Genomic DNA, 13,686 nt, shown 5'->3' with positions numbered 1-13,686 from the left:
CGCCATGAAATTCCTGCTGCTGATCGCTACCCTTCTCACTCCGCTGCTGCATGCAGCAAGCACCCACGAAGTACTCACTGATAAGCTCAGCCGCCCCTGGGGTATGGCTTTTGTCGCTCCCGGCCAGCTGTTGATCAGTGAGCGCAGCGGCCAGCTTAAATTGTTCGACGCCGGACAACGGCAATTACACAGGGTACAGGGAGCACCAAAGGTATGGTCCGATGGTCAGGGAGGTCTGCTGGATGTTGCCGTGGCCGCCGACTATCAGCCGGGCGGCTGGATTTATTTCACCTGGAGTGCGCCCCTGCCAGAGGGGCGGGCCGCCACCGCTCTGGGGCGGGCCCGTCTTGATGTCAGCCAGCGCCCTCTGCACCTTACAGACTGGCAGACACTGCTGATCAGCCAGTCGGCAAGTAACAGTGGTCAGCATTTTGGCAGCCGCATTGCCTTCGATGAACAACACGTATTTTTCAGCATCGGCGACAGAGGCGAGCGTGACAACGGCCAGCGCCTGACGACCCACGCCGGAAAAATTCTGCGCCTGACCCGTAACGGCAATATCCCCGCCGACAATCCCTTTATCAATAAACCCGGAGCCCTGGCAGAGATCTGGAGTTACGGACACCGCAATCCGCAGGGCCTGGCCTACGATGCAGCTAACCAGCGTCTGTGGGCGATTGAGCATGGGCCGCGCGGCGGAGATGAAATCAATCTCATCATAAAAGGCCATAACTACGGCTGGCCGGTTGTATCGTGGGGCAAGGAATACTGGAACCCGATGTATGTCGGCGAAGCCCGCAGCCGCCCGGATATGACCGATCCGGTCAAGATGTACGACCCGTCAATCGCGCCCGGTTCATTGCTGTTTTATCAGGGAAAAGCCCACCCGCAATGGCAGGGCAACCTGTTAGCCGGGGCGCTTAAATTAACCCACCTGAATCGCATCACACTGGGCGGAACCCCGAGCCAGCCACAGGCCGTGGCAGAAGAACGGCTGCTGACCGACCTGAACGAACGCATGAGAGCACTGGCAACCGACAGCAGCGGCAAACTCTATATCGCTACCGACAGCGGCCGCCTGCTGCGCTATTAAAGCGGCCGCGTCCATAAACAACAAAGGCCGCACCCTGACGGGTTGCGGCCTTTATTTATGCTGCGCAGAATCATCTGCGCAAGGGAAGCCACTCAGCTCAGTGAGTGGTTTCCTGCTCGGCAGGTTCTGCCTGAGCCTGCTGAGCTTCCTGCTGCATACGCTGCTGGAACAGGGCATCGAAGTTAATCGGTGCCAGCATCAGTGCCGGGAAGCCACCTTTCACCACCAGGCTGTCGATGCTTTCACGCAGGTAAGGGAACAGGATGTTCGGGCACATAGCACCCAGCATCGGCTTCAGCTGCTGCTCAGGGATGTTCACCATGGCAAACAGTCCGGCCTGCACCAGCTCAACCAGAAAAGCGGTTTCGCCGTCATTGGTCGCAGTAACAGTGACCTTAACAGACACTTCGTAATGGTTATCGTCGAGCTTACGCGCACCGCTGTTCAGATCCAGTTTGATCTCCGGCTTCCACTCTTTGGTGAACGCCTGCGGTGAGTTTGGCGCTTCAAATGAAGCATCCTTAATGTAGATACGTTGCAGCGCAAACTGCGGCTGTTGATTGTCGGCCATGTCGTAATGTCCTTCTGATTATTATGCGCCGGAGCAGCCTCAGCTGCGTACCACCGGCAGGTTCTGATTGGTCCACTCCATCATGCCGCCACTCAGGCGCACAGCGTTGAAGCCCTTTTCGCGCAGCATCTTGCCTGCCACACCGACAGTCTGGCCGGTCTTGCACACCAGAATGATCGGCCGCTCTTTATGAGCATCCAGTTCATTCAGGCGGCTGGCCAGATTGCTGTACGGAATGTTCATGGCATTGGCCAGATGGCCAGCGCTGAAATCTTTCTTGTCGCGGATATCCAGCACGACAGCGTTTTCTTTATTGATCATTAACGTGGCCTGAGCAGTCGAAACCGTCTGGCCGCTGCGGCGGCTGTTGTCCCACAGCAGAGCAGCCAGAAACACACCCCAGATAGCCACCAGCTCAAGGTGGTTGCCCACAAATTCAAACAGACGATCCATAACTACTCATCATCAGTGGAAAAAAGAAGGCGGCAGTATAACGCCTGCCTGCCTGCGGAACCACCGGACTGTTTACCTCAGCAAAGAAGGCCAGAACACAACGCCTGCCACCTGCACAACCACCGGACTGTTTACCTCAGCAAAGAAGGCCAGAACACAACGCCTGCCACCTGCGCAACCACCGGACTGTTTACCTCAGCAAAGAAGGCCAGAACACAACGCCTGCCACCTGCACAACCACCGGACTGTTTACCTCAGCAAAGAAGGCCAGAACACAACGCCTGCCACCTGCACAACCACCGGACTGTTTACCTCAGCAAAGAAGGCCAGAACACAACGCCTGCCACCTGCGCAACCACCGGACTGTTTACCTCAGCAAAGAAGGCCAGAAAACAAGACCTGCCGCCGGCACTATCGCGGCAAGAGATAAAATCAATGGCTGAGCACGATTTTTGCCTGCTCAGCAGGGCGACGAACGCCGTGTTTTTTAGGTACAATGGCGGACTTTCGTGGCAACGTAACCGAGTCTGTTTTAATGAAATCGCGTCCTGTACCTACTGCTCTGATCATTCTCGATGGCTGGGGCTATCGTGAAGAAACCGCCAACAACGCCATTGCCAACGCCAATACCCCTACCTGGGACCGTCTGCTCAAGCAGTACCCTAACGTACTGATCCAGACCTCCGGCGAAGCCGTGGGCCTGCCCGACGGCCAGATGGGTAACTCCGAAGTGGGCCATATGAATCTGGGTGCCGGACGCATCGTTTACCAGAATTTCACCCGCATCAACAAAGCCATCAAAGACAACGAGCTGGCGCAGAACGAAGCGCTCTGTGCCGCCATCGACAAAGCCGTTGCCAAAGGCGGTGCCGTACACTTTACCGGTCTGCTGTCACCGGGCGGTGTGCACAGCCATGAAGACCATCTGGTGGCGCTGCTGGAAATGGCCAAAGCCCGTGGCGCTGAGCGCGCCTATGTGCACGCCATTCTTGATGGCCGCGATATGCCACCACGCTCTGCCGCACCTTCCATCAAAAAAATTGAAGACACCTTTGCCCGTCTGGGTAATGGCCAGATCGCAACGGTGATCGGCCGCTTCTTCTCAATGGACCGCGATAACCGCTGGGAACGGGTACAGGCCGGCTACGATGCCATGACGCTGGGCAGCGCCGAATTCCGCGCCGCCTCCGCCAGCGAAGCTCTGGCCAATGCTTATAGCCGTGACGAAAACGACGAGTTCGTGAAAGCCACCGTCATTGAAGGTGCCGACGGCCGTGTGCAGGATAACGATTCCGTTATCTTCTTTAATTTCCGCCCTGACCGCGCCCGCGAACTGACCCGCGCCTTTGTCTCCGGCGATGAGTTCAAAGGCTTTGCACGCGCTGCCCGTCCGCAGTTAGCCGACTTTGTCATGCTGACCGAATACGCCGCCGATATTAAAGCCAGCTGTGCCTTCCCGCCGGCCACGCTGAGCAACGGCATTGGCGAATACGTATCCAATCTGGGCCTGACCCAGCTGCGCATTGCCGAAACCGAAAAATACGCCCACGTTACCTTCTTCTTCTCCGGTGGCCGCGAAGAAGAATACGCCGGCGAAACCCGCATTCTGGTGAAATCCCCGGATGTAGCCACCTATGATCTGCAGCCTGAGATGAGCGCCCCGGAAGTGACCGACAAACTGGTCGCTGCCATTAAAAACCGCGAATTCGATCTGATCGTCTGCAACTACGCCAACGGCGATATGGTTGGTCATACCGGCGTTTACGACGCCGCGGTAAAAGCCGCCGAGTGCATCGATGAATGCATTAAGCGCGTGACCGATGCCCTGCTGGAAGTGGGTGGCGAATGCCTGATCACCGCCGACCACGGCAACGCTGAGCAGATGCTGGATGACAATGGCGAAGCCATGACCCAGCACACCACAGGTCCGGTTAACCTGATCTACGTGCACGACCGCGCCGAAGCCGTACAGCTGAATCCGGGTCGTCTGTGTGACGTGTCACCAACCCTGCTGAGCATGATGGGTCTGGAGCAGCCGGCAGAAATGGACGGCAACAGTCTGGTCAGCTACGGCAACTGATATGAAATCACTGTTGCTGAGCGGCTTCTGCCTGGCGCTGTTGTGTTTGCCGGCTCACGCCGACGACGAAGCGAAACTGGATGCGCTGAAAACCGAAATTGCCAAGCTCGAACAATGGCTGAACTCAGCAAAAGATGAGTACAGCCAGCTGAACGACGCGCTGCGTAAATCGGATAAAGACATTGCTGAGCTGAGCAAGCAGATCGAGCAGACCCGTGCCCGCCTGCAGGAGGAGAAAGACCGCCTAAAAAAGCTCAGACAGGAGCAGGGACAGCTCCGTCAGTTACAGGACAAACATCGCCTGCACCTCGCTGAGCAGCTGCGCGCCGCGCAGCGTATCGGCTCAGAAGGGCCGCTTAAGCTGCTGCTTAATCAGGACGATCCGCAACAGGCGCAGCGAATGCTGCGCTACTTCAGTTATTTCAATAACGCCCGCATTGAGCATATCAACCAGATTCTGGCCGAACTTGAACGGCTGGATAACCTCGCCGAGCTGATTGCACAGCAGGAACAGCAACTGCTGGAGACCGAGAAAAAGCTGCTGGGTAAAAACCGCGAAATCGCCGCACGTAAGCAGGAACAGCAACAGTTACTGGCTAAACTCGCCGGGCAGATGAAAACCGAACAACAGCGTCTGAGCCAGAAACAGGCCGACCGCAAGCGTCTGGAAGCCCTGCTTAACGAAGTACAGACCCTGCTGGTTAACAGCCCGCGTAAAGAAGATGCCCGGCCGATTACGGCGCTGAGAGGCAAACTGCCACGCCCGGTTGATGGCCGTGTACTGTATGCCTTCGGCAACCGTAACAACGACAGCATGACACGCTGGGAAGGCTGGGTGATGAGCGCCCCGGAAGGACTGCCGGTGCGTGCTATTCACCATGGCCGGGTGGTGTATTCCGACTGGCTGCGCGGTTTTGGTTTAATCACCATTATTGATCACGGCCAGGGCTATCTCAGTCTGTACGCCCATAATCAGACCCTGCTGCGCGATGTCGGCGCCTGGGTCAATCAGGGTGACAGTATTGCCACTATCGGTCGCAGTGGTGGCAATGCGGAACCGGGGCTGTATTTTGAGATCCGTTATAAAGGTAAACCACAGGACCCGGCCGCCTGGCTGAGACGCTGATGCCAGCGGCGCTGCGGCTGCCTTAACAGGTTCTGACTTTTGTGCCATTCTTCAACGCATTGACCTGAATTGAGTATTCCCATGTCGTTATTTGCTGTTCCGTCCCCGCGTCTTGTTTCCCGCTTTGCCTGTACTGCGGTCTGCGTGCTGTCGCTGGGCCTGACTCAGGTGAATGCCCAGCCTGCAGAAGACACTGCCGCAGCCAGTGATGCCGCCGAACAGGCAGCCCGCCTGCAAGGCCAGCTGCCATTACAGGAACTGCGTAATTTCACCGAGATTTTTGAGCGCATCCGCACCGCCTATGTTGAAGAGGTGGATGATAAAACCCTGCTCGAATATGCCATTAACGGCATGCTTACCTCCCTTGATCCGCATTCCGCGTACCTGCAGCCGGAGGCATTTTCGGATCTGCAGGAAAATACCTCAGGTAAATTCGGCGGTCTCGGCATTGAAGTCGGCCAGGAAGATGGCCTGATTCTGGTCGTTACCCCGATTGATGACACGCCCGCACAAAAAGCCGGTATCCGCGCCGGCGACTTAATTGTTTCGCTGGATGGCGAAGCGGTGATGGGCATGAGCCTGAACGATGCCGTTGAACGTATGCGCGGTGCTCCGGGTTCTGAGATTACCCTGGAAATCCGCCGTAAAAATGAAAAAGAACTGCTGACCTTTACCCTCGCCCGCGCCGAAATCAAAGTCGCCAGTGTGCGCACCGATATGCTCAGCGGTAACGTTGGTTATGTGCGCATTACCCAGTTTCAGGAACACACCGGCAGCGAGCTGGCCGCTGCCATTGAAGACTGGCGCGCTAAAGACAATCTGAACGGCATTATTCTCGATCTGCGCAATAATCCGGGTGGCGTTCTCGATGCCGCCGTTGACGTGGTCGACAGCTTTATCAGTCAGGGCCTGATTGTGTACACCAAGGGCCGCACAGCAAGCGCCGAAGTCAGTTATTCTGCCACCAACCACACGGCCGCCGGCGACGTACCTGTAGTGGTACTGATTAACGGCGGATCGGCTTCAGCATCAGAAATTGTCGCCGGTGCGCTGCAGGATCATCAGCGTGCTGTGATCGTCGGTACTCAGTCGTTTGGCAAAGGCTCGGTACAGAGTGTGCTGCCAATCACCGAAGAACGTGCCATTAAGCTCACCACCGCGCGTTATTTCACCCCCAATGGCCGCTCTATTCAGGCGCAGGGCATCAAGCCGGATATCTGGGTTGAACAAAGCGAAGTAACGCCTTACGAACAGCGCTTTTATAAAGAGGCCGATCTTCCCGGCCACCTGAGCAACCCGACCCGCAAAGACGGTAAAGCCAAGTCAGACAACGACAACAAAGATCCAAACAGCGAATTACTGAAAAAAGACTTCCAGCTGTATGAAGCCCACACCCTGCTGCGTGGCGTAACCATCCTCAGCCCTCGTCCGGAGGCCTGATTGCTGTCTGTGTTCCCGCGGCTGGCCATGGCCAGCCTGTTTACCCTGTTCAGTCTGATAGCTGCAGCTGCCTCCCCGACCGGTGATGCAGCACCCATTCAAAAGCGCGCCCCGGAAACTGCAGCAACAACAGCAGGCTATGCCGAGTTATTGCTTATCCTCGATGATATCGGTAACAACCAGCGGCTCGGGCAACGCGCCGTCGAACTGCCTGGCCCGCTGAATCTGGCCTTTCTGCCACACACGCCCCATGCCGCTCATCTCGCTGCAGCCGCTTTCAGCCGGCAACACGGCATTCTGCTGCACGCGCCGATGGCCAATGAAAAAGGCGCCCGCCTCGGTCCCGGCGCCCTGACCGGCGAGATGGATCAGGCCAGCCTGCAGCAGACATTAACCAGCAGTCTGGCGGCCATCCCCCATGTACAGGGGCTGAATAATCATATGGGCAGCCTGCTGACCCAAAAGCCCGATGCCATGCGCTGGGTGATGCAGGTCGCGCAGCAACAGGGACTGTTCTTTGTCGACAGCCTCACCAGTCCGAAAAGCGTAGCGCTGCAGCAGGCCAGAGCCGCTGGCATTCCCGCTCTGGAGCGCGATGTGTTTCTCGATAATGACACCCGTCCAGAGGCGCTGGAGCGTCAGTTCCGTCAGGCGGTGCAGCTGGCCAAACGCCGTGGTTATGCGGTTCTGATTGGCCACCCTTATCCCGAGACGCTGGATTTTCTTGCCCGCGAGTTGCCCAACCTGAACGCCCGGCAGGTACGCCTCAGCCGTATTGACCACTTTTTGCAGCAGCGCTTATGGCTGCCTCTGCAACCCCCGGCGCTGGCACCGTCACGCTACCTGCTGCGCACCTCCGGAGCCAGCCTGCAGCCCTGAAATCAGATCTGAACGGATGCTGCAAAAGCGCCGTTATATCGGGTCAGGACACAAATGATCATGACTGACCGTAAAAGACTGTAAATAGCCGTGTTTTGGTACGCCCCGATACTTGTACGGTCGTTTTGTTTTGGATACTCTGAACGGGATTTTATGAGGGGCAAATAATGATAAAAAAATTCAGCGCAGGTCTGCTTCTGGTAATCGCCAGCAGTGCCAATGCCACCGATGACTACAGCAAAGAACTGTACGAACTCTACTGTACCGCCTGTCACGCTGTCGCCGCCTCCGGCGCACCACAATCTTTTACTTCGGAATGGGAAGACCGGCTCGACAAGGGCATCACCACCCTGGTCAACAACGCTATTAATGGTATCGGCAATATGCCGCCCATGGGCACCTGTGCAGAATGCAGCGCCGAAGATCTGGAAGACATCATTCTTTATATGGCACAGGAGCAATAGCCGTGAATTTCGACCGTATTCAACTTAACCGCCGTAATCTGTTAAAAGCCGCCGGTGCCGGCCTGGTTGCCGCCGGTACTGCTGGCTGCAGTTCCAGCGTCAAACCCCAGGAAAGCCCGGGTATCATTGGTAAAGATGGCAAGCGGGTGCTGCCGTGGAGCAACTGGTCCGGAAACCAGTCCTGCCAGCCGAATGAGCGCCTGGTACCGCGCAACGAAGATGAATTACTGAACATTCTGCGCAATGCCACCCAGCCAATCCGCAGCGTTGGCTCCGGCCACAGTTTCAGCGCGCTGGTGCCAACCAATCAGACCCTGCTGTCGCTGGCGCGTCTGCGCGGTGTCGAGAACATCGACAGCGACGCGATGGAAGCCGATGTCTGGGCCGGTACCCGCCTGTCGCAGATCGGCGACAAGCTGTGGGAGCACGGTTTATCCACCATCAATATGTCCGACATCGACACCCAGGCCTTTGGCGGCGCGCTGGCGACCTCGACCCATGGTACAGGTAAAGACCTTGGCACCCTGTCGACCCACGTTAAAACCCTGCGCATTGCCAATGCCGCCGGCGATATTCTGGAGTGCAGTGCCAGCCAGAACGCCGATCTGTTCAATGCTGCCCGTAACAACCTGGGCGCACTGGGTGTGGTAACCAAAGCCCGTATTAATGCCGATAAAGCCTACTATCTGAAAGAACACAGCTGGATGATGTCGGAAGACGAAGGTCTGGAACGTGCCGAAGAATTACGCGATGCTCACCGCCATTACGAAATGTATGCGCTGCCACACAGTGACTACATGCTCGGTATCGCCATCGATAAAATTGATCCGTCTGAAATTCCGGCCGATCAGCCTGAGCCAAGCGGCGATGCGTATGAAGCCTTCCGCATGATGTCGAACCTGATCGACTATATGCCGTTCGCCCGCAGCTGGCTGGTGAACTTTGGTGCCGGTGGCGTCGAACCGGAAACCCGCTACGGCAGATCACATGATATTTTCGGTAATCTGCGTGATATCCGTTTTAACGAAATGGAATACACCGTGCCGGCTGAAGTGGGCCCGCAATGTCTGCGTGAAATTCTGCAGACCATTAAAAAGCAGAATATTCCGGTGATTTTCCCGATCGAAGCCCGCTACATTAAAGGCGACGATGTCTGGCTGAGCCCGTTTTATAAGCGCGATGGCTTTGCCATCAGCTGCCATAACTTCCACGACAAAGACTATAAAAAGTACTTTGCCGCAATCGAGCCGATTTTCTGGAAGTACGACGGCCGTCCGCACTGGGGTAAAATTCATACGCTGAAAGCCGCTGAATTTGCCGCCCGTTATGAGCGCTTTAATGACTTCCTGCGCGTACGCAAAGAAATGGACCCACAAGGACTGTTTCTGAATGACCATCTGCGTTCAACGCTGGGCGTCAGCTGAACTTAACTGCAGTAAATAATCGCGCGATAAACAATAAAGCCGGCAACCGCCGGCTTTATTGTTTATGCAGGGAAATACGCCGCTACGGATTAACACTCTCTGCTGACACCCTATGTACAGACTGTTGCCGCTGGCTACTTCTTATCGCCGCCACTCTTCTGGTAAGCTTGGCCGATGAAATTCATGCTATTCCGTTTATTATCAAAAAGCTTTTTTCCGGCATTCGGAATATTATTCCCCGCCGCGCTTTTATTCGCCCTGCCGCCATCAACACCCGCGGCCGGAGAAAATCCGGAGATAGTGCGTAGCACGCCGCTGGTTGTGACCTCGACAGTTAAACCCTGGGGGTTTTCTGATTCTGACAAAGCCAATAAAGGCATTCTGATCGATTTTCAGAATACTCTGTTTGCCCGCGCCAATATTGAATTCAACAACCTGCTGGAACCTTATCCGCGGGTAATTCAGGATATTGAAAAAGGCGACGCTGACATCGCTGTTATGTTTGTCAGCCCACAGGCTGAACGCATTGCCCACTCGCTGGGATTTGTCCTCAACGAACGCATCGTTATCGTGGTAAAAGCCGGCAGTAAAGAATACCGCTCACTGGATGATTTCAGCGGGCAGATTATTGGGCAGGTGCGTGGTTCGAAATACGGCCAGGCCTTTGATACCCATCCCGGTATTACCCGCGTGGCGCTGACGGATGTTGAGCAAGGGCTGAAAATGCTGCTGGCCGGACGTCTGGATGCGATGGCCAGCACCGAACATTCGCTGCTGTTTGCCATGTACAGCGCAGGGATAAACAGCAAAGATATCCAGCTGGCGTTGCCATTATTTACCGCCCGCGCCGACCTCTATGTCGCCCGCCATGCATTACAGGCGGAATGGGTAAAACCGTTACAGCAGACACTGGCAGCGATGCGCCGTGATGGCAGCCTGAACAAAGCGTTATATCAGAATAAATACTGGCCGTATGACAGCTATTGCTTCAACGGCGGTGACTGCCTCAGCGGCAAACAGGCCGGTAGCAACTGAATACACTCCGGCCCTTCAGCGGCCATCGTATTCCGCACCAAACAACGTGCTCATCTGCCGTTGTGGTTTCTCATTGATATTGGCTTTACCGGCTAAATAACGCTCACGGAAAACCGCAAAATAGTCTGCCAGTGCCTGCGCAGCCGCGTGGTCTTCGGCCAGTTTTAATACCTCCACACCCACCTCAGCCGTGCATAACTGATGCAGGTGTGCGGCTTCGCGCAGCTGATATTCTGAGCCTTTTTCCGGCTGAATGCCGAGCACCGGCAGAGTCTGCAGATAGGGGCTGCGGAACATTTTTTTTGCTTCACGCCAGGTGCCGTCGAGCATCACAAACAGCGGAATTTTGTCCTGCTGCACGGCTGGCAACTGCGCCGGAGAGTGAATACAGCGTTCAGGCTCCGCATACTGATGCGGAAATACCACAATGGGGGCATAACGCTCATCCTGCAGCAGCGCCAGCAGTTCCGGATCATGCACGGTACGCTGCCACTGATAAGCGTAATTATCGGCCACCACATCGGCAATCAGCCGCCCGGTATTGCTCGGTTTAAAGACTTCACCGTGATACATGATAAAAACAAACGCGCTGCGGCTGCTGACCTCCGGCCGCTCGGCACAGATGCAATTGCTGACGCCCAGCAGACACTGCGGACAACGCACGGTTTTGCTGCCACGCGCCAGGAAAGCACGGCGGGATTTCGCCAGTTCCTGCAGGCGCAGATCAGCGACAGAGTTACGATGCATTGGCGTTGTTACCCACAGGTGAATAAAGAAAAGGCGCGCATTCTACCCTGCACAGGGGCTAACGCGAAGACGGCTATAAGCTGCGCCAGAGCTCTGGTAAAGCAGCGACAGAATCCAGCAGGTATTGCGGCTGCAATCCGGCACTGTCGGCGTCTTCATCACCCGGCCGGTATTTGCCGGTACGCACCAGTGCGCCATGAATGCCACAGGCCTGAGCGCCCAGCACATCACCGAGGCGGTCATCACCGATCATCAGGGTTTGCGCTGCCGTAACATTCAGTGCCGCTAAGGCCTGCTGAAAAAATGAGGCCGCCGGCTTGCCCATCACCAGCGCCTCACGCCCAGTCGCGTATTCCAGCGCTTTCACAAAGGGACCGACATCCAGCTGCAGCCCATCGGCGGCAGCGAAATAGCGCGTCATACCTAACGCCAGCAAGGGAATATCAGGATCAGCCATCAGCACCCGGAACGCCTGATTCAGCACCTCAAAGGTAAAACCCGTCCCCATATCACCGATTACCAGCGCCTCGGCCTCCTCACCGCCGTTCAGTTCAAACATGCCGAATTCGCTGTACACCGCCTGCGGTAACAGCACATGCAGACGCTGCTTGCGCTGTTGCTGCAGCCACAGCCGCGCGGCAATCGGCGGGGTCAGAACATCGGCTTCGTGCGCAGCAATACCGGCGGCCTGCAGATCGGCCGCAATACGGCTGGCGGGTTTGGAGGTGGTATTGGTTAAAAACCGGTAAGGAATGCCCTGCTGCTGCACCCAACTCAGGGTTTGCGCAGCACCGGGCAGTGCTGCGCCTTTAAATAACAGCACACCATCGATATCAAAGAGAACCGCCTGCATAACGCTTCCTCCGCCTGTCGCTCAATCCGGTCACAGACAGCCTACAACAGCTGGCGCAGAATTGCGTTTATCTGCTCAGTGGTTCTCAGTCACACAAGCCATCGTCCGGTAACAAAGGCTCATAGCGGGCGTCGGTCAGGGTGCGCAGGAAACAGACCAGTGCGGTGACTTCTGTCTCCGATAAAGTCCGTGCCTGCTGCAAATCGTCGTTACTCATGTTGGCGCTGATTTCCGGCTCGGCCCAGGGCAGCCCGGTTTCCGGATTTTCCGCAAAATCCGACCCGGTCTTAAAGTGATCGTAAAACTGTACCACCGTCGCCAGATCGGCAAACACGCCGTTATGCATATAGGGGCCGGTGACCGCGACGTTACGCAGTGTCGGAACTTTAAATTTACCGCGCTGCATCTCATCCGTGACGTCCGGATTCGCCAGCAGGCCATCATCGCTGTCGCTTACTCCGCTCAGCGCACGGGCAGCGGCATTCACCGGTACGCCAATGTTGTGGTACTCGTAATTACTGAAGGTTTCCCCGCGCATCCCCTTGGCTTTTAACTGATGACAGGCGCCACAGTTAGTGAACTGACTGAAAAACAGTGACTTGCCCAGCGTGGCTTTATCCAGCGCATCGTAAACATAGCGATTAGCATCCCCCACTGGCAGTAACGAGCGGTCGTATTTCGAATCGAAAGGGGCAAAGGTATTACTGCGCTCAAAAGCCGCAATGGCATCGGTCATTGCTGCATAGGCGGCATCAGCATCAGCGGTCAGATCCAGTCCATACAACTGACTGAAAGCCTCAGCGTAGTCATTATTTTCCAGCAACCGGTTAACCACGGCTGTTTTGTTTTCCATGCCCATTTCTATCGGGTTCAGTGGTGGCCCGGCAGCCTGCTGTGCCAGACCACTGGCGCGGCCATCGTGAAACTGACCACCAATATAACCGCTGTATTCTTTCAGGCTGCCCGGCACGGTTTCCGCTGCGCGGGTATGGCTGCCCTGACTGAACGCCGGACTGAAGCGCGCATAGGCTGCAGTCGGAGCATTGCGATCACCAAACGACGTGCCGTTATCGCCACGGGAAACCGGGCTCACCTTGCCGTCTGCGCCACTGCGGTTATCAACAAAACCATGCTCGGGGTTGTGGCAGGTCGCACAGGACTGAGTGCGGTTGGCAGACAAACGGGTGTCATGAAACAGGCTTTCACCCAACGCTTCTTTGCTGGCAAAGGCCGGACTGTCAGAGCCGCCACTGCTGCCACCGCAGCCGCTAACGGCCACTACAGCCACCGCCAGAGCGACATACAACGGAAAAAACAACCCTTTATTCATAACCCAATCCGCCTGACAGCAACAATTCAGGCGGCAATGCTACTACACAGAGTGTGGATATAAAATACGAATCAACAACATTAACCTATGCAGTTGCAAACTATTTGCATTTGCACTAGATTGCGCATCCTGACACTTTTTTACAGATGTACGACAGCCAGTCCAGCCTGCATTACCCGGCTTACAACTGT

At 56.0% G+C, this 13,686-nt stretch carries 13 protein-coding genes; 8 read left to right on the top strand and 5 right to left on the bottom strand.

The window, feature by feature from the left end; translation table 11 throughout:
- The first annotated feature begins 4 nt into the window (after window positions 1–4).
- A complete protein-coding gene (locus tag HUF19_RS03425; protein ID WP_260998503.1) occupies window positions 5–1,093 on the top strand; it encodes a PQQ-dependent sugar dehydrogenase in 1,089 nt (362 codons plus the stop codon).
- 97 nt (window positions 1,094–1,190) lie between these two features.
- On the opposite strand, the gene secB is transcribed toward HUF19_RS03425, so the two are convergent.
- Both secB and HUF19_RS03415 read right to left on the bottom strand, forming a co-directional pair.
- Window positions 1,191–1,664 carry a protein-export chaperone SecB gene (gene secB, locus HUF19_RS03420; protein ID WP_260998502.1) on the bottom strand — a complete coding sequence of 158 codons (474 nt, stop codon included), beginning with the start codon at window positions 1,662–1,664 and terminating at the stop codon, window positions 1,191–1,193.
- 39 nt (window positions 1,665–1,703) lie between these two features.
- Complete coding sequence (locus HUF19_RS03415) at window positions 1,704–2,117, bottom strand: rhodanese-like domain-containing protein (protein ID WP_260998501.1); 414 nt, start codon at window positions 2,115–2,117, stop codon at window positions 1,704–1,706.
- Between the two features lie 535 nt (window positions 2,118–2,652).
- Between HUF19_RS03415 and gpmI the strand changes: the two genes are divergently transcribed.
- The 7 genes from gpmI to HUF19_RS03380 all read left to right on the top strand — a co-directional run bounded on the left by gpmI (window position 2,653) and on the right by HUF19_RS03380 (window position 10,565).
- The gene (gene gpmI, locus HUF19_RS03410) at window positions 2,653–4,197 is read left to right on the top strand and encodes a 2,3-bisphosphoglycerate-independent phosphoglycerate mutase (protein WP_260998500.1); all 1,545 of its coding nucleotides are present in this window, start codon (window positions 2,653–2,655) and stop codon (window positions 4,195–4,197) included.
- A gap of 1 nt (window position 4,198) precedes the next feature.
- On the top strand, window positions 4,199–5,323 hold the full coding sequence (locus HUF19_RS03405; protein ID WP_260998499.1) for a murein hydrolase activator EnvC family protein: 1,125 nt from the start codon (window positions 4,199–4,201) through the stop codon (window positions 5,321–5,323).
- 81 nt (window positions 5,324–5,404) lie between these two features.
- Window positions 5,405–6,763, top strand: a complete 1,359-nt coding sequence (locus tag HUF19_RS03400; protein WP_260998498.1) for a S41 family peptidase — start codon at window positions 5,405–5,407, stop codon at window positions 6,761–6,763.
- Between the two features lie 9 nt (window positions 6,764–6,772).
- Complete coding sequence (locus HUF19_RS03395; RefSeq protein WP_260999459.1) at window positions 6,773–7,642, top strand: divergent polysaccharide deacetylase family protein; 870 nt, start codon at window positions 6,773–6,775, stop codon at window positions 7,640–7,642.
- Window positions 7,643–7,809: 167 nt separating this feature from the next.
- Window positions 7,810–8,106 (top strand): c-type cytochrome, encoded by a 297-nt coding sequence (locus HUF19_RS03390; RefSeq protein ID WP_260998497.1) that lies wholly within the window; start codon window positions 7,810–7,812, stop codon window positions 8,104–8,106.
- A 2-nt stretch (window positions 8,107–8,108) separates the two neighbouring features.
- Entirely contained in the window at window positions 8,109–9,530 is a 1,422-nt protein-coding gene (locus HUF19_RS03385) for a D-arabinono-1,4-lactone oxidase (RefSeq protein ID WP_260998496.1), read from the top strand.
- A 300-nt stretch (window positions 9,531–9,830) separates the two neighbouring features.
- Window positions 9,831–10,565: a substrate-binding periplasmic protein gene (locus HUF19_RS03380; RefSeq protein ID WP_260998495.1), complete on the top strand. Its 735-nt coding sequence runs from the start codon at window positions 9,831–9,833 to the stop codon at window positions 10,563–10,565.
- A 15-nt stretch (window positions 10,566–10,580) separates the two neighbouring features.
- Here HUF19_RS03380 and HUF19_RS03375 read toward each other — a convergent pair whose 3' ends face one another.
- The 3 genes from HUF19_RS03375 to HUF19_RS03365 all read right to left on the bottom strand — a co-directional run bounded on the left by HUF19_RS03375 (window position 10,581) and on the right by HUF19_RS03365 (window position 13,495).
- Complete coding sequence (locus tag HUF19_RS03375; protein ID WP_260998494.1) at window positions 10,581–11,312, bottom strand: tRNA-uridine aminocarboxypropyltransferase; 732 nt, start codon at window positions 11,310–11,312, stop codon at window positions 10,581–10,583.
- 73 nt (window positions 11,313–11,385) lie between these two features.
- On the bottom strand, window positions 11,386–12,165 hold the full coding sequence (locus HUF19_RS03370; RefSeq protein ID WP_260998493.1) for a TIGR01458 family HAD-type hydrolase: 780 nt from the start codon (window positions 12,163–12,165) through the stop codon (window positions 11,386–11,388).
- Between the two features lie 85 nt (window positions 12,166–12,250).
- Entirely contained in the window at window positions 12,251–13,495 is a 1,245-nt protein-coding gene (locus HUF19_RS03365; RefSeq protein WP_260998492.1) for a cytochrome-c peroxidase, read from the bottom strand.
- Between the last annotated feature and the right edge of the window lie 191 nt (window positions 13,496–13,686).

It is taken from the genome of Thalassolituus hydrocarboniclasticus (genome assembly GCF_025345565.1).
Taxonomy (GTDB): domain Bacteria; phylum Pseudomonadota; class Gammaproteobacteria; order Pseudomonadales; family Oceanobacteraceae; genus Venatoribacter; species Venatoribacter hydrocarboniclasticus.
Note: the sequence above shows the minus strand (reverse complement) of the source record. Positions and strands in the feature narration are given on the sequence as shown.

What these genes read in the sequence shown, in the direction of transcription:
- HUF19_RS03405 (WP_260998499.1), top strand. Translation starts at nt 4,199, where the DNA reads ATGAAATCACTGTTGCTGAGCGGCTTCTGCCTGGCGCTGTTGTGTTTG.
- HUF19_RS03425 (WP_260998503.1), top strand. Translation starts at nt 5, where the DNA reads ATGAAATTCCTGCTGCTGATCGCTACCCTTCTCACTCCGCTGCTGCAT.
- HUF19_RS03415 (WP_260998501.1), bottom strand. Translation starts at nt 2,117, where the DNA reads ATGGATCGTCTGTTTGAATTTGTGGGCAACCACCTTGAGCTGGTGGCT.
- HUF19_RS03375 (WP_260998494.1), bottom strand. Translation starts at nt 11,312, where the DNA reads ATGCATCGTAACTCTGTCGCTGATCTGCGCCTGCAGGAACTGGCGAAA.
- HUF19_RS03370 (WP_260998493.1), bottom strand. Translation starts at nt 12,165, where the DNA reads ATGCAGGCGGTTCTCTTTGATATCGATGGTGTGCTGTTATTTAAAGGC.
- HUF19_RS03365 (WP_260998492.1), bottom strand. Translation starts at nt 13,495, where the DNA reads ATGAATAAAGGGTTGTTTTTTCCGTTGTATGTCGCTCTGGCGGTGGCT.
- HUF19_RS03390 (WP_260998497.1), top strand. Translation starts at nt 7,810, where the DNA reads ATGATAAAAAAATTCAGCGCAGGTCTGCTTCTGGTAATCGCCAGCAGT.
- gpmI (WP_260998500.1), top strand. Translation starts at nt 2,653, where the DNA reads ATGAAATCGCGTCCTGTACCTACTGCTCTGATCATTCTCGATGGCTGG.
- secB (WP_260998502.1), bottom strand. Translation starts at nt 1,664, where the DNA reads ATGGCCGACAATCAACAGCCGCAGTTTGCGCTGCAACGTATCTACATT.
- HUF19_RS03400 (WP_260998498.1), top strand. Translation starts at nt 5,405, where the DNA reads ATGTCGTTATTTGCTGTTCCGTCCCCGCGTCTTGTTTCCCGCTTTGCC.